This window comes from Sphingomonas sp. UBA978, from assembly GCF_002292295.1.
In the GTDB taxonomy this organism is placed as follows: domain Bacteria; phylum Pseudomonadota; class Alphaproteobacteria; order Sphingomonadales; family Sphingomonadaceae; genus Sphingomonas.
Window position 1 is genome coordinate 449,361 of sequence record NZ_DBBS01000021.1, and the last position, 20,725, is coordinate 470,085.

A 20,725-nucleotide genomic window follows, 5' to 3' on the forward strand; every position below is an offset into this window, starting at 1 on the left:
TGACGAAAGCCGTAACGCACCGTCAGGATTTTATCGTGACGCCGTCCGGATCGCTGGTGACGGTGAGGCCGAAGGCGTCGTGGAGGAGGCGGGTGAAGGCATTCAGGTTGGTTGCTTCGAACGAGCCGCCGATGCGCAGCCGCGCGGCCTGCGCGTCGCCGAACCGGATCTGGCGGCGGTTGTAGCGATTGAATTCGGCCGCCGCCTGTTCGAGCGTCACCTGGTCGAAGGTCAGCATGCCGCGGCGCCAGGCGAGCGCATCCTGCACCCGCTGTTCCGACCGGTCGGCGAGCAGCATCGACCGCCCGCGCGCGATCGCGACGTCGCCGGCGGTGATGATCGCGGCGCGTTCGGGCGCCGCGGGGTCGGAATCCTCGACCCGCACGCGCCCTTCGGCGACCGCGACGGTGACCGTGCCGCCGTCGCGGCGGACCGAGAATCGGGTGCCGAGCACGGTGACTTTCCGCCCGCCGGCGAAGACGACGAACGGGTGGCGCCGGTCATGCGCGACCTCGAAATAGGCCTCGCCGCGATCGAGCCAGACGCGGCGCTGCCCCCCGGCGAAGGCGGCGCGGAGCGTGCTGGCGGTGTTGACGGTGACCGCGCTGCCGTCGGCGAGCGCGACCTGTCGCCGCATGCCGATCGTGGTCGCGATGCGGATCGTCGGCGCGTCCCCGTCCGGACGGAACTGCCACAGCGCGAGCGCCGCCATGCAGACGAGGACCAGCGCCGCGGCGATCGCCCAGACCGGTGCCGGCAGCCACGATCGCCGTTCCGCCGCCGGGGCGCCGCGCGTCGCGGCGAGACGGTCGGCGGCACGCCAGCCGGCCTCCAGCCGCCAGAACGTCGCCTTGTGCGCGACGCTGTCGTCGAGCCAGGTCTGGAGCGCCTGCGCGCGCTCGGCGGACCAGCCGGGCTGTTCGCGCGCGACCAGCCAGTGCGCGGCCTGCTGTTCGATCTCGCGGGCGGCGCTCATCGATCGGCCTTCCGGACCAGCGCGGCGACCCGCGCCGGCGGGCGGCTGATCCGGGCGTCGCCGCCGAGCATGAAGTTCGCGAGCGCGCGCAGGCCCAGCGTCAGCTGCCGCTCGATCGTATGGTGGCTGACCTGCATGCGGTCGGCGGTTTCGCGGATGCTCAGCCCCTCGACCTTGCGCAGGCGCACGACCTCGCGGCAGCGCGGCGGCAATTGTTCGAGGCCGAGCATCGCGCGGCGCAATTCGTCGCGCGCCGTCATGTGACGCTCCTCGGCGAGCACGTCGACCTGCGCGTCGACGGTGTCGATATCGGCGATCTGTTCGAACGAGACGATCTTGGCGCGCCGCGCCCGGTCGATCAGCACGTGGCGGGCGACGGTGAAGACGTAGCTGCGGGTCGAGCGCAGGCCATCGGCCGGCGATCCGGCGAGCATGCGTTCGTACACCTCCTGCCGGACGTCGGGGATATCCGCGCCGTCGCGGCAATGGCGCGCGATGAACCGCACGAGGTCGCGCTCGAGCGGCAGCACCTCCTGCGTGAACCAGTGTTTGATCGCGGCGTCGTCCGTCATTGCCGACCCAGACGAATGGCGACGCCGAAGCCGTAACATCAGCCGGTGCCGGTGGGTGGCGGTAGCGTCACTTGCCATGTCTCGCCCTGTAGCGGATCGCCGAACGTATCATGCCACGCGGTGGCGACGCAGGTGAAGCCGTTGCGTGCATAGATGCGGCGGGCGGCGTCCAGCACCGTATGCGTCCACAGGGTGATCCGGTCGTATCCCGTCCCGGTCGCGAAGCCGATGCAGGTCCGGACCAGCGCATCGCCGATGCCGCGCCGGCGGGCGAAGGGCTCGACGTGCAGCAGGCGGAGGCGGGCCGCTCCCGCGCCCTCGTCGGTGAGGAAGACCGCGCCCGCCATGACGCCGCCAAGGTCGGCGATCCAGCACCCTTCGCGATCCGGTTTCAGGTCGCGCAGGAATGCGGCGGTCGTCTCCGCCTCCAGCGTTTCGAGCGCGCGGCCCCAGCCGTGGCTGGCGGCATAGAGGATCGACTGGCGCGCCGCGACCTGGCTGACCTCTCCGACCCGTGCCGGGCGGATCACGTAATCGACGGGCGCATCGGGATCGAGCAGCAGACGCGCTTTGGTCAGCGACTGGACGAGGTCGTCCTGTTCGGGCCCGCTCAGCGTGGCGAGGTCATGCGCGACGGCGTCCCGCTGACGCCGGTCGATCTGGTCGAACGCCGCCCGGCCTTCGCCCGTCAGCCGGATCGGGCGGGTGCGCGCATCGGCGGCGAGGCGGTCGCGCCCGATCCAGCCGCGCTTCTCGAACCGCGCGATCATCCGGCTGAGATAGCCGCGATCGAGCCCAAGTTCGGTGCCCAGCACAATCGCCGACACCGGCTCGCGCCGCGCGATCTCGAACAGCAACCGCGCCTCGGGCAGGTTGACGTCGGTATCGAGGAAGCGCGCGTCGATCGCGCCGACGTGGCGGGTGAAGAAACGGTTGAAGGCCCGCACGGATTCGATGGCGCTGTCCATCGGCGCAGCATCACCCGGATAGTTGACCAAGGCAACTGATTCGATGGGCCGTCTCGATGGGGCGCCGATCCCAGAACCGGATGGCATCGGATTGATCCGCATGTTCGTCATTGCGAGCGCAGCGAAGCAATCCAGAGCCGTACCAGGACGCCCTGGATTGCTTCGCTGCGCTCGCAATGACGGATCGGTTCGATGTCATCCCGCTCTAGCGCGCGCCCTGCGCCCATCGGGTCGGCCGGTCCGATAGCGTCAGCCGCAATTCGCCCCCGGCGACGATATCGGCCTGGCGCAGGAACGGGACGGTCAGCGGCCGGCCGTTGAGCGTCGCCGCGGCGATGTAGATGCGCCCCGGTTTCCAGTTGCGGGCGACGATCGCGAAGCGCCGGCCCCCTTCGGTGGTGATGACCCCGCGCGGCTGGTGCGGCGCGTGGAGATAATAGAGGTCGGTGGTCAGCCTGGGGAACAACCCGAGCCGGTTGAAGACATAATGCGAGCTCATCGCGCCATTGTCCTCGTCGCCCGGATAGGCGTCCGGCGTGAAGCGACGGAAGATGCGGTCGGCCCAATAGCTCGCCAGATCGGGGCGGCCGACGTCGCTGAACAGCCATGGGGTGGCGAAGCTCGGCTCGTTGGTGATGTCGATCAGGTTCGCATCCAATGCGTGGCGCAGGCGCGCGACGAACCGGTCGCGCCCGCCCATCGCCGCGATCATGCCGGGGATGTCGTGGAGCATCGCATAGGAATAGACCCAGGCCGTCCCCTCGTAGAAACCGACATTGTCGTAGGTCTTGCCGTCCCAGCCCAGCTTCGGATCGAGCGGCTGGAAGCGGCCGTCGGGATAGCGCGGCATGACGAATCCGGTGAAGCCGTCGCTCGTCGCCGCCGGGTTCCACACGTTGCGCCAGTTCCCCGATCGGCGCAGCAGCATCGCGGCATCGTCCGTCTTGCCCGCGGCGGCGGCGAGGCGGGCCGCATAGAAGTCGTTGAGCGCGAAGGCCGGCGTCGACGATCCCGATTTGCCGCGCTGGTTGTCGGGCTCCGGGCTGCGGTCGCCGACCGCGAACCAGCCCTGCACCAGATAGCGCGGGCGCCGTTCCTCGATGGCATTGTGCAGCGACACCGCCGCCGCGCGGGGCCAGTCGATACCGGTGACGCCGCGGATCAGCCCTTCGCCAAGGACGTTGTCGACCTCGTCGCCGCCCTGGCCGACATGATAGTTGCGCCCGGCGATGAAGGCGGTGTGCGCCGCGCCATAATGTTCGAACGTCCGCACGATCGAGGCGACATTGCCGCGATAGGCGTCGGGGCGGATCAGCGTCATCAGCGGGAAGCCGGTGTGATAGGTATCCCACAGGGTGTAATAATCGTCCCAGTGCGGGGTGTCGCGTTCGGCGGACGGCTGGTCGCGGGTGCGGTCGCGCGGCTGGACGGCGGTGTGGAACAGCGCGGTGTAGAAGCGGCGCTTGTCCGCCGCCCCGACGCCGTCGATCGTCGCACGCGCCAGTTCGCGGTTCCACGCCGCCTGCGTGTCGCGGCGGACCGCGTCGAAGTCCCAGCCGGGAATGTCCTCCGCCAGCAGTTCGGCGGCGCGCTCCGCGCTGGTGAAGGACACTGCGACCTTCATCATCACCGGCCGGTCCGGCGTCGCATCGAACTGCCACCAGCCGGCGAGCTGGGTGTCGGCGGGGGCGGTGGCGCGGGCCGCGCCGGGCCGGTCCTGGCCGCCGACGTGCACGCCCCAGCGGGTCGGCTTGCGGTCCAGCTGCGCGACGAACCAGATGTCGACCTCCGCCGGGTTCCAGTAGCTTCTGGCGCGGACGCGGGCGGTGATCCGGCCGGTGGCGGGATCGAGCGCGATGTCCGCACCGGCGCTGGCCAGCTCGCCGCGGATCTTGCGGGTGACGTCGAACACCATCGTCGCCGGCGCACCCGCCGGATAGGTGAAGCGATAGAGCGCGGCGAACGGCGCCGGCGTCACCTCCGCCCGGATGCCGTAGCGGGCGAGGGTGACGGCATAGGCATCCGCCGCCAGTCGCTCGTCCGCCTTCGGCGAGAGGTGCTGCGCCTCGGCGAAGACGGGATCGCCGGTCTGCGGCGAGACGAGGAAGGTGCCATAGGTGGTGCGCCCGCCCGACCCCTGCGTGTGCAGCTGCGCGAAGCCGCTGATCGGCGCGTCCTTGTCATAGCCGGCGTTGCTGCCGACCAGCGTCTGCGGGCTCGGGTGGATCGACCCCGCCGGGCGGGTGGGTCCCGGCACGGTATCGCCCTGGTCGTCGTTGCCGGTGCCGATGCGCGGATCGACGTAGCGATAGAGATCGGGAGGCGGCGCCGGCGGGGTCGCGGCGGTCGCGAGCAGCCACGCGAGCGTGGCCAGCGCCGGGCGGGCGAAGCGGGGGGTGGCGGTCATCGGCCTCTCCTGTCTGCCGCCGACCTGTCCGTCCGATCGTGCGCCCACTCGACGTAACGCCAAGCGAGTGGCATGACCAGAGCCTGCATGCCGGCGCAGACTGGCATATCCAATTGTGACGGAGATGATGATGACCCGGCGCCTGATCCCCCTGTTGCTGGTCGGTGCGGCGAGCGGCGGCACCGCCGTGGCGGCGCCCGTGTCGCTGCAGCGGACGACGATCGTCCAATATGGCCTGGGGGAGACGGGGCCGATCGTCGCGGCGATGCTGGCGGACGATCTGGTGTCGGTCGGCGCGACCCGGCCGGCGGTCGCCGCCAGCGATGCGGCGTGCCGCGACACCTGTATCGTGATCGGCCGTCATGACGATCCGGCGATCGCGGCGCTGGCGCGGGCGCATCGCATCGACCTCACAATGCTGCAGGGCGGCTGGGAGCGCTACGTCCGGCGGACGATCCGCAGCGGGGGGCGGACGATCCTGCTGATCGCCGGGTCCGACCGGCGCGGCGCGATCTATGGCGTGACCGACCTGTCGCGGGCGATCGGCGTGTCGCCGTGGAGCTGGTGGGCGGACGTCACCCCGCGGCGCCGCGCCCGGGTGACGATCGACGACGCGCCGGTCGTCTCGCGCACGCCGTCGGTCCGCTATCGCGGGATCTTCCTCAACGACGAGGATTGGGGGCTGCAACCCTGGGCGGCGCGCACCTACGATCCCGCCAAGGGCAATATCGGGCCGCGCACCTATGCCCGCGTCTACGAGCTGATGTGGCGGCTGAAGGCCAATACGCTGTGGCCGGCGATGCACAGCATCTCGACGCCCTTCTACGGCGATCCCGGCAATGCCCCGCTGGCGGACGCCTATGGCATCGTCATCGGCACCAGCCATGCCGAACCGATGATGCGCAACAATCTGCGCGAATGGGACGAGGGTTTGCGTGGCGGGTTCGATTTCACCCGCCGCCCCGATGCGATCGCGGATTATTGGCGCGAGCGGGTGGCGGCGACGCGCGCGCAGGAGGATATCTACACGCTCGGCCTGCGCGGCATCCATGACGGCCCGATGCAGGGGGCGGAGACCAATGCCGAGCGGCAGGCGGTCCTCGAAAAGGTGTTCGGCGTGCAGCAGTCGCTGCTCTCGACCACGCTCGGGCGGCCGATCGCCGACATCCCGCAGGTGTTCGTCGCCTATCACGAATTGCAGGAGGCCTATGACGCGGGGCTGACGGTGCCGCAGGACGTCACCCTGATGTGGACCGACGACAATTACGGCTGGCTGCGGCGGCTGAGCAATGCGGCGGAGCGGAAGCGGCCGGGCGGGGCGGGGGTCTATTACCATCTGTCCTATTGGGGGCGGCCGCACGATTATCTGTGGCTCGGCACCACGCATCCCGCGCTGATCCGCGAACAGATGGGCCGCGCCTGGGACACCGACGCCCGGCGGATGTGGATCGTCAACGTCGGCGACATCAAGGCGATCGAATATCTGAGCCAATATTTCCTCGACCTCGCCTTCGACGACCGGCTGTTCACCGAGCGGCCGGAGGCGCATCTGACGCGGTTCATGGCGGAGCAGTTCGGGACCGCGGACGCAGCCGAGATCGCCGCGATCATGATGCGCTTCTACGACCTGGCATGGGAGCGGAAGCCCGAGTTCATGGGCTTCGGCGAGACCGAATGGGTGACGCCGAACCGCCCCACCGGCTATGTCACCGCCGACGGCGGCGAGGCGCAGGACCGGCTCGCCGCCTATCGCGCGCTCGCCGCACGGGCGGAGGCGGTGGCGGCGCGGATGCCCGCCGACCGGCGCGACGCGTTTTTCGAACTCGTGCTTTATCCCGTCCGCGGTGCCGCTGGGCTGAACGATCGCATCCTGTCGCTCGACCTCGCCGCGCTCTACGCGCGCCAGTATCGCGCCGGGACCAACGCCTATGTCGAGCGGGCGCGGCGCGCGCATGCCGGGCTGGTCGCCGACACCGCGGCCTATAATGCGCTCGCCGGCGGGAAATGGCGTGGGATCATGGACATGGCGCCGCGCCAGCTGCCGGTGTTCCAGGAACCGGCGTGGCCGCACTGGACGATCCCCGCGACGCAGACGGGCTGCGTGCTGACGCATTGGGGCGCATGGATGGGCGACGGCAATGTCGCCGCCTTCACCCGCGGCATCCCTGGCGCGCGGCAGGTCACGCTGTTCTCGCGGCAGCCAGTCGATCTGGCGTGGCGCGCCGAGGCGCCGCCGTCCGGCCTGTCGCTGTCGGCCACCGCCGGCACGCTGACCGCGCGCGGCGATTACGAGGTGCGGCTGACGCTGCGCTACGACGGCACGGGGCAGGGCGGGCCGATCCGGCTGGGCTGCGGCACGCAGCGGCTGACGCTGCCGGTGGCGCTGCTGCCGCGCGTCGGCGAGGGCGATATCGTCGAGCAGGAGCGCCGCGTCACCATCCCCGCGGCGGCGGGGACGACCGGCGCATGGGAGCGGATCGCCGGGCTCGGCAGCCTGGGTGCGAGCCTGCGCGCGCCGCTGCGCCTGCCCGTCGATGCCGCGTCGCGTCCCGCGACCTATCGCTTCGCGACGGTGACGGCGTCCGATGCCGAACTGCGGGTGGTGGCGCTGCCGACGCATCCGGTCGATCCGTCGCGCGGCCTGCGCGTCGCCGTCAGCATCGACGGCGCGGCGCCGGTGACGCTCGACCTCGCCACGCATGGCCGCAGCGACACCTGGCGGCGGAACGTGCTGACCAACACCAGCGTCGCGACCGTGGCGCTGCCGATGCTGGCGGCGGGGACGCACCGGCTGTCGATCGCGGCGCTCGACCCCGGCGTCATGCTCGACCGGATCGAGCTGGTGCTCGACCGCGCGCGGCCGCGCTACGGCGCGGCGCGCTGAGGCGAACGAAAACGGCGCCCCGGGATGGGGGCGCCGCAGTTGGGGGAAGCAAGCCTCAGAACGTCGCGCGCGCGGTGATCGTGAAGGTGCGGCCGTCATAATCGGCACGGCGGATCAGGCGCGGATCATTCTCATATTCGACGCGGATCGCATTGGTCAGATTGTAGGCGTCGAACGAGAGCGAGATGGCGTCGTTGACGTTGTACGATGCCGACAGGTCGAGCTGCCCGCGCTGGCGCACCTGCCGCGCCGCGCCGGTGAACGTGCCGGCGGAGGCGAGGTCGTATTTGCTGCGGATGTTGTAGACCAGCCGCACGCCATAGCCGTCGGTTTCGTAATAGCCGATGGCATTGGCATTGTGCCGCGACACGCCGGGCAGCGTCGCCTGCGCGCCGGTCGCGGTCCGGCCGCTGATGTCGGTGAAGGCGTAGTTGAAGCCGCCGCCGAGATGCCGCAGCGCGCCGGGCAGGAAATCGAGCGTCTGCTGGACGTTGAATTCGAGGCCGCGCACGGTGATCGGGCTGGTCTGGTTGACGAAGCCGCTGGCGGCGACGAGGAACGGCGTCGGCACCGCGCCGCCGGTGTAGATCAGGCTGCTCTCGCACCGGTCGCCGTTGACGCGCAGCGTCCCCAGTCCCAGCTCGGACGCGTCCGCGGGGCACAGCCGGGTCGGATCGGTCACCTGCGCGATCAGCCCGGTGATCCGCTTCTGGAAGCCCGCCAGCGAGACGATGCCGCTCGGCCGGTTGTACCATTCCAGCGACACGTCGAGCGAGGTCGAATCATACGGCTTCAGCCCCGGATTGCCGAGCGTCACCGCATAGACGCCGTTGGTCGGATTGCCGACGATCGTCGACGGGGTGAACTGGCGCGGCTGCGGACGGACATAGGTGCGATACGCCGCGCCGCGCAGCAGCAATTTGTCGGTCAGGTCGGCGACGAGGATGAACGACGGCAGCAGCTTGCCATAGGTGTTGGTGTAGGTGTTGGTGCGGAAGTCCGCGGGCGAGCCGATCGTCCCGGTCAGCGAGATGCGGTCGAGCGCGTCGATGCGGTTGTGCGCCTGTTCGTAGCGCAGGCCGCCATTGCCGCGGATGCGCACTCCGCCCAGCTGTAGCTCGTATTTGACCTGCGCATAGCCGATGGCGAGATCGGTCTGGTTGGTGAAATTGTAGAGTGCGTAATTGTTGTCGTTGTAGCGGATGTTGAACCCCGCCGGCGACAACCCGCCGCCCGGATAGAGCGTCACCGGCAACAGCTTGGCGATCGCATAATCGTAGCGCGTGACCTGCCAGTTGCGGCTGTAGCTGCCCGCCTTGCCACCGAAGAAATCGTCGACCGTCGGCGAGGTTTCGAGGAAGCTGCCGTCGATGTTCTGCGTCTGGATGCCGAACGCCTGGGTGCGATAGCCCTCCGAGCGGAACTTGTTGTGTTCGAACCGGAAGCCGGCCTGGATGCCGGTCAGGACGCTGTTGGCGAAGCTGCGTTCCGCATCCCATTGATAGGCGAGCAGGTCGTTCCTGGCATAGCTTTGGGTGCCGGTCAGCTGCAGCCGGTTGGTGCGCGCCGAGGCGGTCGCCGAATTGTAGAACTGGGTCGGATCGCCGACGCCGCCCCACACCCAGGCCGGCACCGCGCTGGTGATGAGCGGATCGGGCGACAGCGTATAGGCGAGATCGTCGACGTTGCCGGCGCCGGTGCGCAGCGAACCGCTGGCGCCGTTGCCGGCCGCGGTCTGGAGCCGGTCGAAATCGATCGACGTCTCTTCCGACTGGTTGTCCGCCTTCGATGCGGTCAGCACCGTGCTGAGCCGCCAGACGTCGTCGCTCCATTCCGCCTTGCCGTTGAGGCCCCAGGCGCGCTGGCGGATGCCGAGCCGCCGGGTCGAGGCGCGCGCGTCAGGGTTGGCGAAGTCGAAATCGGTGACGACGTAGCGGCCGTCCTTCAACTGTACCGGTGTCGAGCGCGGGGTCAGCACGCTGGCGTCGTTGTTCCCGACGATCGAGAGATATTGCATCGTTTTGGGCAGGCGGCGATCGGTATAGAAACCGGTCAGACCGATCCGCGTCTTGTCGTCCGGCTTCCATTCGGCGCCGGCGGCACCGGTGTACAGGTCGCCCGGATTCTCGCGCGAATATTGGCGCAGCTGCGAATTGTAGAGGACGCCGGCGGTCGAGGTCGCGCCGGTGCACGCCGGGCAGGCGGCCGAGCGCGGGTAATAGGCGCCGAGCGCGGCGGCGTTCGCCTGCGCCTGCGCGGCGGAGAATTGCGAATAGCTGTTGTACTGCACCGTATCGCGGCGGAAGTTCTCGCGCTTGTAGGCGGCCACGCCGAAGATCGCGAAACTGTCCGAGAACAGGTGGTTGTAGCCGAGGGTGGCGGCCGGCGCGAACTTGTCGCCGAGCTGGTTGTATTCCATCGCGACCTTGGCGAACCCGCCCTCCTTGCGGCTGAGCGCGGGCGCGATCTGGAGGTCGACGTTGCCCGACAGGCCGCCCGACTGCGCGTTGGCGAGCGGCGACTTGTCGATCACGATCGCGCTGAAGATATCGGCGTTGAACGCGCCGAGCGGTGCGGCCTCGGTCAGGATCGGTTCGGCGAAGGCGACGCCGTTCATCGTCAGCCTGGCATATTCGCCGGGCAGGCCGCGCAGGTTGATCGTCGCGTTGCGCCCCTCCGCCTCGCGGTTGATCTGCACGCCGGGCACGCGTTGCAGCGCCTCGCCGACGTTGAGGTCGGGGAAACGGCCGAGCCCGTCGGACGAGATGCCGTCGGTGATCGCGATGTCGTTGCGCTTCGACCGGATCGCATCGGCATAGCTCTGGCGGAAGCCGGTTACGACGATGTCGGTGGAGGCGCCGTCATCGACGGATACAGGTAGCGACTGCGGGTCGGCGGCGGTGGTCTGGGCGGGATTGGCCGGCGTCGCGACCGTGGGGCTGGGTGGATTGCCCGGCGCGGCGGCGTCCTGCTGCGCCCAGGCCGGCGTGCCCGACAGCATGGTGGTGGCCAGCAATGCGGCGACCATCGGCCGCGCTCCGGTAACGGTAGCGAATGTCATCCTGTCCCTCCCCTGTACGAAGCCGCGGCTTCGATCGACCGGCCCTGATAAGGGTCCGGCCGCCATCGGGTCCGATCCATCGTCCGGCTTGTGCGCCGGTTAATTGGCCGTTCCTTTTGGCAAGACCAATCTGGATGAGCTCGGCTATTGTGTCAATCCATCCGTCGTGAGATTGGTTGGGGCATGAAACCGCGTCCCGAAAAACTCTACCAGCGTGTCGTCAATGCGATCGTCGAGGCGATCGACCAGGGCCGCCACGGCATCGGCACCCGCCTGCCCGGTGAACGCGAGCTGGCGGAGGAGTTCAACGTCAGCCGGCCGACGATCCGCGAGGCGATGATCGCGCTGGAAATCCGCGGTCTGGTCGAGGCGCGGCACGGGTCGGGCCTCTACGTCACCGCCGCGCCGGCGCAGCCGCCCGCGCCGGCCGAGCTCGATATCGGCGCGTTCGAATTGCTCGAGGCGCGCATCCTGTTCGAGGGCGAGGCGGCCGCGGTCGCCGCAACGATGATCGACGACGAAACGCTCGGCGCGCTGGACCGCGTGCTGGCGGACATGGCGGCGTGCGATCCCTCGGGCGCGGACGCGATGGCCGCGGACCGCCAGTTCCATCTGACGATCGCGCAATCCACCGGCAATACCGTGATCGCGACCGTGGTCGAGATGCTGTGGAGCCTGCGCGAACGCGCGCCGCTCAGCGCGCATATGTTCGCCGAAGCGCGCCGCGAGGGCGTCAACCCGCGGGTCGAGGAGCATCGCTTGATCGTCGATGCGCTGCGCGCCCGCGATTCGGCGGCGGCCCGCACCGCGATGCGCAGCCACCTGAAGCGCGTCGTCGAGGACCTGCTGGCGGCGACCGAGGTGGAGGCGCTGCGCCGTGCCCGGTCGGAGATCGAGCAGCAGCGCGGCGCGCTGGAGCGGCGGCTGCACGCCTGACCGCGCGGCGGTATCGGGTCAGCCGCCGCCCATCGGAAAGACCAGCAGCGTCGACGTCGCGGAGGCGCAGAGCCGCCCCTGCGCATCGACCAGCCGCGCCTCCGAAAAGCCGACCCGCCGGCCCAGCGAGACGAGCTTGCCCTCGGCGCGCACCGGTCCGCTCGTCTCGGTCAGCGCCCGGTGGTAGGACACCTTGAGCTCCAGCGTCGTATAGCCTTGCCCCGCCGGCAGGCTGGAATGGACGGCGCAGCCGCAGGCGCTGTCGAGCAGCGTTGCGGCATAGCCGCCGTGGACGGACCCGATCGGATTGAAGACCTTGCGCGACGGCGAGCCCTCGAACACGACGCGGCCGCGCTCCAGCTCGACCAGCGCGAATTCGAGCGTCTCGCCGATCGGGGGATGACGGTTGGCGGCCATCAGCGCCGCGAGCTGGTCGTGGCCGTCGAGATCGGCATGGTCGGTCAGCACGTTCATGCGCGGGCATCCTTTTTGGCGGCGACCGGTGTGGCGGGGGCGGGGTCGGCGGGGGCGGGGGCGTGCGGGGGTTGCGCGGCGATCCACGCGCGCGTCTCGGTCAGCATCTCGTCCGCCAGCGCCGCATCGCCGACCGCACGCGAGAGGATCACGGCGCCGACCATCGCCGACCACCGGCCGATCGCGGCGCGCCGCCGCCCGGCATCGTCCTCCCCGGCCAGGCGATCGGCGAAGCGGCGGATGTGCACGTCCAGCCCGTGCGCCATCGCGGCCCGCGCCTCCGGCGTCTGCTGCCGCATCAGGCCGGCAAGGCTCGCCGTCGGACAGCCGTGCGCCGGATTTTCGCGGTGCAGCGGCGACAGATAGCCGTCGGTCCACGCCTCGATATCCGCCATCGCGGCCAATTCGCCCGACAGCGTGTCGGCGACCGTCGCGGCGATCAGATCGTCCTTCGACCGGAAATGGCCGTAGAAGCCGCCGTGCGTCTGCCCGGCCGCCTTCATCACGTCGGCGACGGTCACCGCGGCAAAGCCGCGTTCGCGGAACAGCCGGCTCGCCTCGCGCAGGATGCGGCGGCGGTTTTCCCCCATCTGCTCGCGACTGACCTTCATAAAATTTCTCCACCTGCCCCGTTGACAGTTTCATGATGGCCATCACATTTAGCAATCATGACGCCCATCATCAATAGGGCGGTCCACACCGAAAGGGCATTTCGATGACCACGTCTACCATCCTCATCACCGGCGCCTCTACCGGAATCGGCGCGACCTATGCCGATCGCTTCGCACGCCGCGGCCACGATCTCGTCCTCGTCGCCCGCGATGCCGCGCGGCTTCAGGCGCTGGCGGCGAAGCTGACGGGCGAGACGGGTGTCGCGGTCGACGTCCTGCCCGCCGACCTGACGCAGCCCGACCAGCTCGCGCGCGTCGAGGCGCGGCTGCGCGAGGACGACCGGATCGGCACGCTGGTCAACAATGCCGGGGCGGGGCTGGGCGGCGGGTTCGTCGACCAGACCACCGATGCGATCGACCGGCTGATCGCCCTCAACACCACCTCGGTCGCGCGGCTCGCCAGCGCGGTCGCGCCGCGGCTTGCCGCGCGCGGCGAGGGCACGATCGTCAACATCGGCTCGGTCGTGGGGCTTGCACCTGAATATGGCATGACGGTTTACGGCGCGACCAAGGCGTTCGTGCTGTTCCTGTCGCAGGGGCTGGCGATCGAGCTGGGGCCGAAGGGCGTCTACGTCCAGGCGGTGCTGCCCGCGGCGACGGCGACCGAATTGTGGGGCCGGGCGGGCGCCGACGAGGCGTCGCTGCCGCCGATGATGGACGTCGGCGCGATGGTCGACGCGGCGCTCGTCGGGTTCGACGCCCGCGAAGGCGTGACGATCCCGCCGCTCCACGACGGCGACCTGTGGCAGGCGTTCCAGGGCGCGCGGCAGGCGATGCTGCCCGGCTTTGGAGAGATCCATCCCGCGCCGCGCTACGCCGCCGCCTGATTCCCGTCTGATCCAGCCTTTCCTCACCGACACGCGAAAGACCCCGTCATGTCCGAACCCAGCCTCTTCTCCTCCTACGACCTCGGCTCCGTCCGCCTCGCCAACCGCGTCGTGATGGCGCCGCTGACGCGCAACCGTGCCGGTGCGGGCCTCGTGCCGACCGACCTGATGGCCGAATATTACGGCCAGCGCGCCTCGGCGGGGCTCATCATCACCGAAGCGTCGCAGGTGTCGCAGCAGGGGCAGGGCTATCAGGATACGCCCGGCATCTACACCGACGCGCAGGTCGCTGGGTGGCGCAAGGTGACCGACGCGGTCCACGCCAAGGGGGGGCGCATCGTCCTGCAGCTGTGGCATGTCGGGCGGGTCAGCCACGTCGACCTGCAGGAGAATGGTGCGGCGCCGGTCGCGCCCTCGGCGATCCGTGCCGAGACGAAGACGGTGGTCAACAACGGCTTCGTCGACGTGTCCGAACCGCGTGCGCTCGCGCTCGACGAAATCCCCGGGATCGTCGACGACTTCCGCCGCGCCGCCGCCAATGCGATTGCGGCCGGCTTCGACGGGGTCGAGGTGCACGGCGCCAACGGCTATCTGCTCGACCAGTTCGCCAAGGACGGCGCCAACCATCGTACCGACGCCTATGGCGGCGCGATCGAGAGTCGCGCGCGTCTCATGGTCGAGGTGACCGCGGCGGTGGCGAAGGAAGTCGGGGCGGAGCGCACCGGCATCCGCCTGTCGCCCGTCTCGCCGGCGAACGGCATCGCGACCAGCGATCCGCAGCCGCTGTTCGAGCATATCGTCGAGCGGCTCGACGCGCTCGGCATCGCCTATATTCATGTCGTCGAGGGGGCGACCGGCGGTCCGCGCGACGTCGCGCCGTTCGATTATGGCGCGCTGCGCAGCCGGTTCAGCGGCACCTATATCGCCAACAACGGCTTCGACCGGACGCTGGCCGAGGCGCATCTGGCGGAGGGCAAGGCCCACCTGATCGCCTTCGGCCGGCCGTTCATCGCCAATCCGGATCTGGTCGCGCGGCTGCGCGACGGCCTGCCGCTGGCGCAGATCGATCCGCAGACATTGTATGGCGGCGGCGCGAAGGGGTATACGGACTATCCGGTCGCGGCGGCGGCCGATGCCCGGGAGCATGCAGCATGAAGGCGTTCCTCCTCGAGTCCTACGGCAAGGGACGGGCGCTGATCCCGACCGAAATCCCCGATCCGGTGCCGGCGGCGGGCGAGGTGCTGGTCGATATCCATGCGACCGCGATCAACCAGCTCGACGGCAAGATCCGCGACGGCGCGTTCAAGCCGATCCTGCCGTACAAGCCGCCCGTCATCCTCGGCCACGACCTTGCCGGCGTCGTCGTGGCGACCGGCGCGGGGGCGCACCGGTTCAAGGTCGGCGATGCGGTCTATGCCCGCCCGCGCGACGGCCATATCGGTACCTTCGCCGAGCGGATCGCGGTTGCCGAGGCGGACCTCGCGCCCAGTCCTGCCACCCTGTCGATGGCGGAGGCGGCATCGGTGCCGCTCGTCGGCCTGACCGCGTGGCAGGTGCTGGTCGAACGCGCCGGCCTGAAGCCCGGGCAGAAGGTGCTGATCCATGCCGGTTCGGGCGGGGTCGGCACGGTCGCGATCCAGCTCGCCAAGCATCTCGGCGCGACGGTGGCGACCACCGCCAGCGTCACCAACGCCGACCTCGTCCGCAGCCTCGGCGCCGATGTCGTCATCGACTACAGGACGCAGGATTTCTCGACCCTGCTGTCGGGCTATGACGTCGTCCTCAACAGCCTCGACGGCAAGACGCTGGAGCGGTCGCTCAAGGTCTTGAAGCCGGGCGGCAAGCTGATCTCGATCTCGGGGCCGCCCGATCCCGCCTTCGCCCGGGCGCAGGGGCTCAACCCCGTGCTGCGGCTGGTGATGCGACTGCTGAGCGCCGGGATCCGCCGCAAGGCGAAGCGGGCGGGCGTCGATTATTCCTTCCTGTTCATGCACGCCGACGGCGGCCAGCTGGCGCAGCTGGGCGCGCTGATCGACGACGGAACGATCAGGCCGGTGGTCGACCGCAGCTACGCCTTCGACGCGCTGAACGACGCCGTCGCCTATGTCGACGGTGGCCGGGCGAAGGGCAAGGTCGTCGTCACCCTCCGGCCGGAGGCGTCGGCATGACCGCACGCACCAGCTGGGCGTCGGTGCCGACGGAGACGATCGTCGCGGGCGACACGTCGCTCGCCTACCGTCGCCTCGGGCCGGACAGCGGCGTGCCGGTCGTGCTGCTCAACCATTGGGGGGCGAACCTCGACAATTTCGATCCGCCGATCGTCGAGGGGCTGGCCGCGGACCGGCCGGTCTATGCGCTCGACTATCGCGGGATCGGCGCATCGGGCGGCACGGCGCCGCGCACCGTCGCCGCCACCGCGCAGGACGTCATCGCCGCGATCCGCGCCCTCGGTGTCGGGCCGGTCGACCTGATCGGCTTTTCTTTCGGCGGCTTCGTCGCGCAGCAAATCCTGCTCGACGCGCCCGACCTCGTCCGCCGCGCGATCCTGGCGGGGACGGGGCCCGCCGGCGGCGTCGGTATCGAGCGGGTCGGCGCGGTGTCCTGGCCGCTGATCCTGAAGGGGATCGTCACCTTCCGCGATCCCAAGACCTATCTGTTCTTCACCGCCAGCGCCAACGGCCGGCGCGCCGCCAAAGCCTTTCTCGCGCGGCTGAAGCTGCGCACCGCGGATCGCGACAAGGCGGTCGGCCCGCCCGCCTTCCTCGCCCAGCTGGCTGCGATCAAGGCATGGGGGCTGCAGGCGCCCCAGCCAATCGAGACGATCCGCACGCCGGTGCTCGTCGCGAATGGCGACCATGACATCATGGTGCCAAGCGAGAATTCGCGCGACCTCGCGCGCCGCATCCCCGGTGCGGAGCTCGTCCTCTATCCCGATGCCGGGCATGGCGGCATCTTCCAGTATCACGACGCCTTCCTCGGCAAGGCGCGCGCGTTCCTGGCGGGGTGACGCCGTTCGATTGGGCTAGAGGAACACGCGATAGACGTGGTTCTGCCCGTGCATGTTCGATCCGAAGACGAGGCTGCGGCTGTCGGGGGTGAAGGTGACGTTCGGCTCCAGCCGGTAATCGTGCGCGGACATGTCGACGAGGCGCGCCGATCGCATATATTCGGGCGTCACCAGCGCCGGATCGTAGGCCTGCGTCTCGCCGTCGACGACCGGCTCGGGGGTCAGCAGCACGATCCATTTGCCGTCCGGCGCGTGCGCGACCATGTCGGCATCGCCGCCGTCGCCCGCGAACAATCGCCGGTCGGGCGAGACGTTGAAATGCACCGACCAGTCGTTCCGCTCGACCCGTCGCCACAGCCGCCGCCCGGTGGCCAGCTCCAGCCCCGCGACCCAGAACACCTGCCCGCGCGGGGTCTGGAGGTCGTACCACAGCCACTTGCCGTCGGGGCCGAAGAATTCATGGCCCCAGATCTCCATGTTCATCGTGCGATCGTGCGTCGCCGCCAGCCCGCTGCCATCGGTGCGGATGCGCCACATACGGGTGACGCGGTGCCACGGCCCCTCGTGCGAGAAGATGATCTGGCCCGGATCGGTCGGCGAGAATTGCGGGTGGTTGAGCCAGTCCTTCGCCGTGTGGATGACGCGGCGCTGCCCGGTCCTGAGGTCGATGACGAACAATTCCATCGGCACGCGCGCCGCCCAGCGTTGCAGCATGCGCACCCCCTTCGCCTTGGCGAAGTTGAGCGGCCGCCCGTCGGGGCCGACCGCGGCATATTCCGCCTGGCCGAAGCGGCGGTTGCGCGGGTCGGGCAGGTCGGGCTGCAACGGCGCATCGCCATAGGCGACGGTGCCGACGAACAGCGTATCGTCGGCGTTGATCGCGCCGATCTGCCCCGCCTCGATCCGCGCGATGCGGCGAGTGCGGCCGCTGTCGACATCGACCGCGAAGAAGGTGCGCGGCCGGTCGGTCGGCTGCCCGTCGCCCGGATCGGATACGCTGTAGAAGACGGTGCGCGAGCGGCGCGCGGTGAACATCAGGTCGGCCCGCGGGTCCGCCACCAGCAGCCGTCGGGCGTGCGTCTCGATATCGACCAGCACGATGCCGCGCGGGCTCGACATCGCCATCAGATCGCCCTGCGGCGTGAAGCTGTTGCGATAGAAATACAGCTTGTTGCCGCCCTCGTCGCCGGACAGGCGGACGATGCGGCGGCCGGTCTTCGCATCGGTCCATGTGCGTGGTGGGGGTGCGCCCGCCGGCCCCTGTCCGATCGCGCCTCCGCCGCCCGTGGCCCTGCCGGCCATGGCCGTGCCGGTCATCGCCGCGGCGGCCCCCAGAAACGCGCGTCGTGTCGATCCGTCCATCATCGCTCCAGTCTCAGGGTTGCGGGGTGAAGCCCTCGGCGCGGACGCGCCAGCCGCGCTGCGGGAAGCCGGGGGCAGGGCGATCCGCACCGTCCCAGCCGCCCGCCATCAGCCCGACCGCCATCAGCAGCGCGCCGTTCGAGGGGAAATAGGTTTCCGCCGCGCGCGCATAGCCCGGCCCGTCGGGATTGACCGCCATCGCGACGCCGCCCGCGCCGCCCGATTTCGGCACCAGTCCCGCGGCATGCGCATCCAGATGGACGCGCGGCGTCATGCCGGTCGCGCCCCATTGGTTGTTCTTGCCCGTCGCGAACAGCCAGTCGACCGCCTTGTCGGGCTGGCCGAGCCGCGCCGCGGTCATCGCGATCATCGGATAGTCCCAGCCCCAGGTCTGGCGCATGTCCCAGTTCGCCTCGACCGCCTGCAACGTCCGCGCCATCGTCGCCCGGTCAATCCGCGCGCCCGGTACGAAGCCATAGGCCATCAGGAACGACGGGTGATCGCGGTTGCGGCATCCCTCCGCCTCGGCATGGCGGCGACAGCGGGCGGACGCGGCGACGCGCCAGAAATCGGGGACGGAGGCGACCGGCAGGTAGAGCCCGTCGCGCACCGCCGGCGGCGCGAGGCGCGCGACCACGTTGTCCCAGTCCGCCCGCCGCGGCAGGCCGCGCCGGACGCGCCAGTCCTGCGCGATGTTCAGCGCCCAGCGGAAATATTCCAGTTCGAACGCCGGATCGCGTGTCGTCAGCGGATCGTAATTCTCCTGCGCCGGGATCAGCGGCGGGCCGAGGTGGCAGGCGGTGGCATCGCAGGTCGGCCAGCTCGCCAGCACCTCCGCCGTCGCCTCGACCAGCGGCGCGTAGCGGTCGAGTGTCGCCCGATCCTTCCCCGCCCGATCCTTCCCCGCGCGTCCGGTGCCGGCCCGGCGGATCAGCTCGGACAGCAGGATCGGGTGCGGCTGCTGCCACATGATGAAGGGCGAGATGAGGCTGGGGCTGTTGCGCCCCTCCGGCCCGACCATCTTGGGCCACCATGCGCCCTTGACCCGATGCCGTGCGGCCTCCGCCCGGGCCGAGGGCAGGGTGCGCAGATACCAGCCCATGCTGCGTTCGAGCAGGTCGGCATGGCCCCATGCCGCCTGCCACGCGCTGTGCCACGGGTGCATCTCGAGATGGAACTTGCCGAACCAGCTGTTCGAGAACAGCCCCTCCTCCTGCGGCGGCAGTGTCCCCGCGCCGTTGATCGCCGAGAGATATTGCGACAGCACTACGCGGCGTTCGAGCTCGGACGCACGGGGATCGCTGCTGCCGGTGAAATCCACCGCCGCACCGCGGGTCCAGAATTGCCGCCAGTGCGCGGCCACCGCATCGGGCATCGCCGCAAAGCCGGGCAGGCGCGGTGCCTCCGCTCGCGGGGCGAATGCGACGACCGCGCGCAGCGTCGGCGTCCTGCCGCGGATCGTCAGCCGGTCGCCGTCGCCCTGCGCGATCGTCCCGTCGGATCGTACCGTCGACCAGTAGCGGGTCGCGTCCAGCCGTCGCTCGACCCGCCATTCGCCGGGCGTCCGCGAGACGATGCGCGTCGTCTCGCCGGCGCGCGGCGTCCAGTGCGACGGATCGGGATTGATCGCGGGCGCTACGCCCGGCCATGCGACCGACACGCCGAGCGATCCGCGCGCCACCAGCGGCGACGTCACCTCGACCGCGACCGCATCGACGCCGGGCAGCACCCGCGTCCGCACCTCGACCGGCTGGCCATCGTAGCGGAAACGGCTGGTCAGCGTCCCGGTCCACATGTCGAGCACCTGCCGCGTTGCGGAGATGCGCGCGAAATCGGCCGGCCTGCCGCCGACCGTCAGCGCGATCCGCCCGAGCGAGATGCGATGCGGATTGGCGCGGAGCCAGGTGAAGGCCGGGTTCTTGTCGGCATCTCTCCACGCCCGCATCCACGGATAGGGCTGTTGCCCGCGGCCCGGCACCGCGACCATCGTCAGCCCGTCGCGCTCCGTGTAGCCTTTGGGGTTGGGGAAGCTGTGCCAGCCCCATTGCGCCATCGTCAGCAGCGGCGTCAGCTCGGCATAGAGCGCGGGGAAGGTCTGCAGGCCGGTGATGTCGGCGGTAAAGCCCAGCTCGCCGTTGCCGAGCATGACCGGTGCGTGCGGATCGGCCGTGGTGAAGGTGATCGCATGCCGTCGCACCAGCGCCTCGCGATCGATCGGCGGCGGCGCGGCGGCGACCAGCGCGCAGGCCAGCGGCAGCGCCGCGACGCGTATCGCGCGTCGCCGGGCGACGCCCTCCATCGGCCGCGCACGACCGTTCCCCCAAGCAGACCTCTCCATGTTGGACGGGTAACTTGTCATGCAACTTCGGTCAACGAGCCTGACGGAAAAATTGCCAGTCAGACATGATTTGTATTGCAACTCGTGCATGATTTGGGGCAGTTGCGGCGATGACACCGGTAGCAAAAACGGAATGGATTGAGGGGATTATGACGGTTCGAGTGGCTTTGCGTACATCTTTCCGTGCGACGGTTTCGGCGTCTGCGCTGGTGATCGGCACCGCCGCCGCGGCCCAGACGACG

Annotated in this window: 15 protein-coding genes; 6 read left to right on the forward strand and 9 right to left on the reverse strand. The window is 69.9% G+C overall.

Translation table 11 applies throughout. From position 1 onward, the window contains the following. Positions 1–22 precede the first annotated feature (22 nt). The 4 genes from B2515_RS17010 to B2515_RS17025 form a co-directional block, all read right to left on the reverse strand. Positions 23–976 (reverse strand): FecR family protein, encoded by a 954-nt coding sequence (locus tag B2515_RS17010; RefSeq protein WP_293878378.1) that lies wholly within the window; start codon positions 974–976, stop codon positions 23–25. After that, positions 973–1,548, reverse strand: coding sequence for an RNA polymerase sigma factor (locus B2515_RS17015; RefSeq protein WP_293878380.1), 576 nt, complete (start codon positions 1,546–1,548; stop codon positions 973–975). The genes B2515_RS17010 and B2515_RS17015 overlap by 4 nt, the downstream gene beginning before the upstream one ends. Before the next feature lie 38 nt (positions 1,549–1,586). Further along, on the reverse strand, positions 1,587–2,516 hold the full coding sequence (locus B2515_RS17020) for a bifunctional helix-turn-helix transcriptional regulator/GNAT family N-acetyltransferase (protein ID WP_293878382.1): 930 nt from the start codon (positions 2,514–2,516) through the stop codon (positions 1,587–1,589). 205 nt (positions 2,517–2,721) lie between these two features. Further along, positions 2,722–4,923 (reverse strand): GH92 family glycosyl hydrolase, encoded by a 2,202-nt coding sequence (locus B2515_RS17025; RefSeq protein ID WP_293878383.1) that lies wholly within the window; start codon positions 4,921–4,923, stop codon positions 2,722–2,724. Positions 4,924–5,053: 130 nt separating this feature from the next. On the opposite strand from B2515_RS17025, the gene B2515_RS17030 reads away from it, so the two are divergent. Beyond that, a complete protein-coding gene (locus tag B2515_RS17030; RefSeq protein ID WP_293878385.1) occupies positions 5,054–7,807 on the forward strand; it encodes a glycosyl hydrolase 115 family protein in 2,754 nt (917 codons plus the stop codon). Between the two features lie 55 nt (positions 7,808–7,862). Here B2515_RS17030 and B2515_RS17035 read toward each other — a convergent pair whose 3' ends face one another. Beyond that, positions 7,863–10,868 carry a TonB-dependent receptor gene (locus B2515_RS17035; RefSeq protein WP_293878387.1) on the reverse strand — a complete coding sequence of 1,002 codons (3,006 nt, stop codon included), beginning with the start codon at positions 10,866–10,868 and terminating at the stop codon, positions 7,863–7,865. A 183-nt stretch (positions 10,869–11,051) separates the two neighbouring features. On the opposite strand from B2515_RS17035, the gene B2515_RS17040 reads away from it, so the two are divergent. Continuing rightward, entirely contained in the window at positions 11,052–11,804 is a 753-nt protein-coding gene (locus B2515_RS17040; protein ID WP_293878389.1) for a FadR/GntR family transcriptional regulator, read from the forward strand. Positions 11,805–11,822: 18 nt separating this feature from the next. Here B2515_RS17040 and B2515_RS17045 read toward each other — a convergent pair whose 3' ends face one another. Beyond that, positions 11,823–12,278, reverse strand: a complete 456-nt coding sequence (locus tag B2515_RS17045; RefSeq protein WP_293878391.1) for a PaaI family thioesterase — start codon at positions 12,276–12,278, stop codon at positions 11,823–11,825. Beyond that, positions 12,275–12,889, reverse strand: coding sequence for a TetR/AcrR family transcriptional regulator (locus B2515_RS17050; RefSeq protein WP_293878393.1), 615 nt, complete (start codon positions 12,887–12,889; stop codon positions 12,275–12,277). The genes B2515_RS17045 and B2515_RS17050 overlap by 4 nt, the downstream gene beginning before the upstream one ends. Positions 12,890–12,993: 104 nt before the next feature. Between B2515_RS17050 and B2515_RS17055 the strand changes: the two genes are divergently transcribed. The 4 genes from B2515_RS17055 to B2515_RS17070 are packed head-to-tail and all read left to right on the forward strand — an operon-like array spanning position 12,994 to position 16,783. Beyond that, the gene (locus B2515_RS17055; RefSeq protein ID WP_293878395.1) at positions 12,994–13,776 is read left to right on the forward strand and encodes an SDR family NAD(P)-dependent oxidoreductase; all 783 of its coding nucleotides are present in this window, start codon (positions 12,994–12,996) and stop codon (positions 13,774–13,776) included. A gap of 48 nt (positions 13,777–13,824) precedes the next feature. Beyond that, entirely contained in the window at positions 13,825–14,931 is a 1,107-nt protein-coding gene (locus B2515_RS17060; RefSeq protein WP_293878397.1) for an alkene reductase, read from the forward strand. Beyond that, the gene (locus B2515_RS17065; RefSeq protein ID WP_293878399.1) at positions 14,928–15,944 is read left to right on the forward strand and encodes an NADP-dependent oxidoreductase; all 1,017 of its coding nucleotides are present in this window, start codon (positions 14,928–14,930) and stop codon (positions 15,942–15,944) included. Before B2515_RS17060 ends, B2515_RS17065 begins: the two co-directional genes overlap by 4 nt. After that, positions 15,941–16,783, forward strand: a complete 843-nt coding sequence (locus tag B2515_RS17070; RefSeq protein WP_293878401.1) for an alpha/beta fold hydrolase — start codon at positions 15,941–15,943, stop codon at positions 16,781–16,783. Before B2515_RS17065 ends, B2515_RS17070 begins: the two co-directional genes overlap by 4 nt. Before the next feature lie 15 nt (positions 16,784–16,798). Here the strand turns inward: B2515_RS17070 and B2515_RS17075 are convergent, their stop codons facing one another. Together B2515_RS17075 and B2515_RS17080 are read right to left on the reverse strand one after the other, a co-directional pair. After that, positions 16,799–18,085: an oligogalacturonate lyase family protein gene (locus B2515_RS17075; protein ID WP_293878403.1), complete on the reverse strand. Its 1,287-nt coding sequence runs from the start codon at positions 18,083–18,085 to the stop codon at positions 16,799–16,801. 73 nt (positions 18,086–18,158) lie between these two features. Further along, a complete protein-coding gene (locus tag B2515_RS17080; RefSeq protein ID WP_293878405.1) occupies positions 18,159–20,483 on the reverse strand; it encodes a hypothetical protein in 2,325 nt (774 codons plus the stop codon). Between the last annotated feature and the right edge of the window lie 242 nt (positions 20,484–20,725).

Excerpts from the sequence above, each read along its gene's own strand:
- B2515_RS17050 (WP_293878393.1), bottom strand. The coding sequence starts at position 12,889 with ATGAAGGTCAGTCGCGAGCAGATGGGGGAAAACCGCCGCCGCATCCTG.
- B2515_RS17040 (WP_293878389.1), top strand. The coding sequence starts at position 11,052 with ATGAAACCGCGTCCCGAAAAACTCTACCAGCGTGTCGTCAATGCGATC.
- B2515_RS17025 (WP_293878383.1), bottom strand. The coding sequence starts at position 4,923 with ATGACCGCCACCCCCCGCTTCGCCCGCCCGGCGCTGGCCACGCTCGCG.
- B2515_RS17080 (WP_293878405.1), bottom strand. The coding sequence starts at position 20,483 with ATGGAGAGGTCTGCTTGGGGGAACGGTCGTGCGCGGCCGATGGAGGGC.
- B2515_RS17035 (WP_293878387.1), bottom strand. The coding sequence starts at position 10,868 with ATGACATTCGCTACCGTTACCGGAGCGCGGCCGATGGTCGCCGCATTG.
- B2515_RS17075 (WP_293878403.1), bottom strand. The coding sequence starts at position 18,085 with ATGGCCGGCAGGGCCACGGGCGGCGGAGGCGCGATCGGACAGGGGCCG.
- B2515_RS17065 (WP_293878399.1), top strand. The coding sequence starts at position 14,928 with ATGAAGGCGTTCCTCCTCGAGTCCTACGGCAAGGGACGGGCGCTGATC.
- B2515_RS17070 (WP_293878401.1), top strand. The coding sequence starts at position 15,941 with ATGACCGCACGCACCAGCTGGGCGTCGGTGCCGACGGAGACGATCGTC.
- B2515_RS17015 (WP_293878380.1), bottom strand. The coding sequence starts at position 1,548 with ATGACGGACGACGCCGCGATCAAACACTGGTTCACGCAGGAGGTGCTG.
- B2515_RS17045 (WP_293878391.1), bottom strand. The coding sequence starts at position 12,278 with ATGAACGTGCTGACCGACCATGCCGATCTCGACGGCCACGACCAGCTC.
- B2515_RS17010 (WP_293878378.1), bottom strand. The coding sequence starts at position 976 with ATGAGCGCCGCCCGCGAGATCGAACAGCAGGCCGCGCACTGGCTGGTC.
- B2515_RS17055 (WP_293878395.1), top strand. The coding sequence starts at position 12,994 with ATGACCACGTCTACCATCCTCATCACCGGCGCCTCTACCGGAATCGGC.
- B2515_RS17020 (WP_293878382.1), bottom strand. The coding sequence starts at position 2,516 with ATGGACAGCGCCATCGAATCCGTGCGGGCCTTCAACCGTTTCTTCACC.
- B2515_RS17030 (WP_293878385.1), top strand. The coding sequence starts at position 5,054 with ATGACCCGGCGCCTGATCCCCCTGTTGCTGGTCGGTGCGGCGAGCGGC.
- B2515_RS17060 (WP_293878397.1), top strand. The coding sequence starts at position 13,825 with ATGTCCGAACCCAGCCTCTTCTCCTCCTACGACCTCGGCTCCGTCCGC.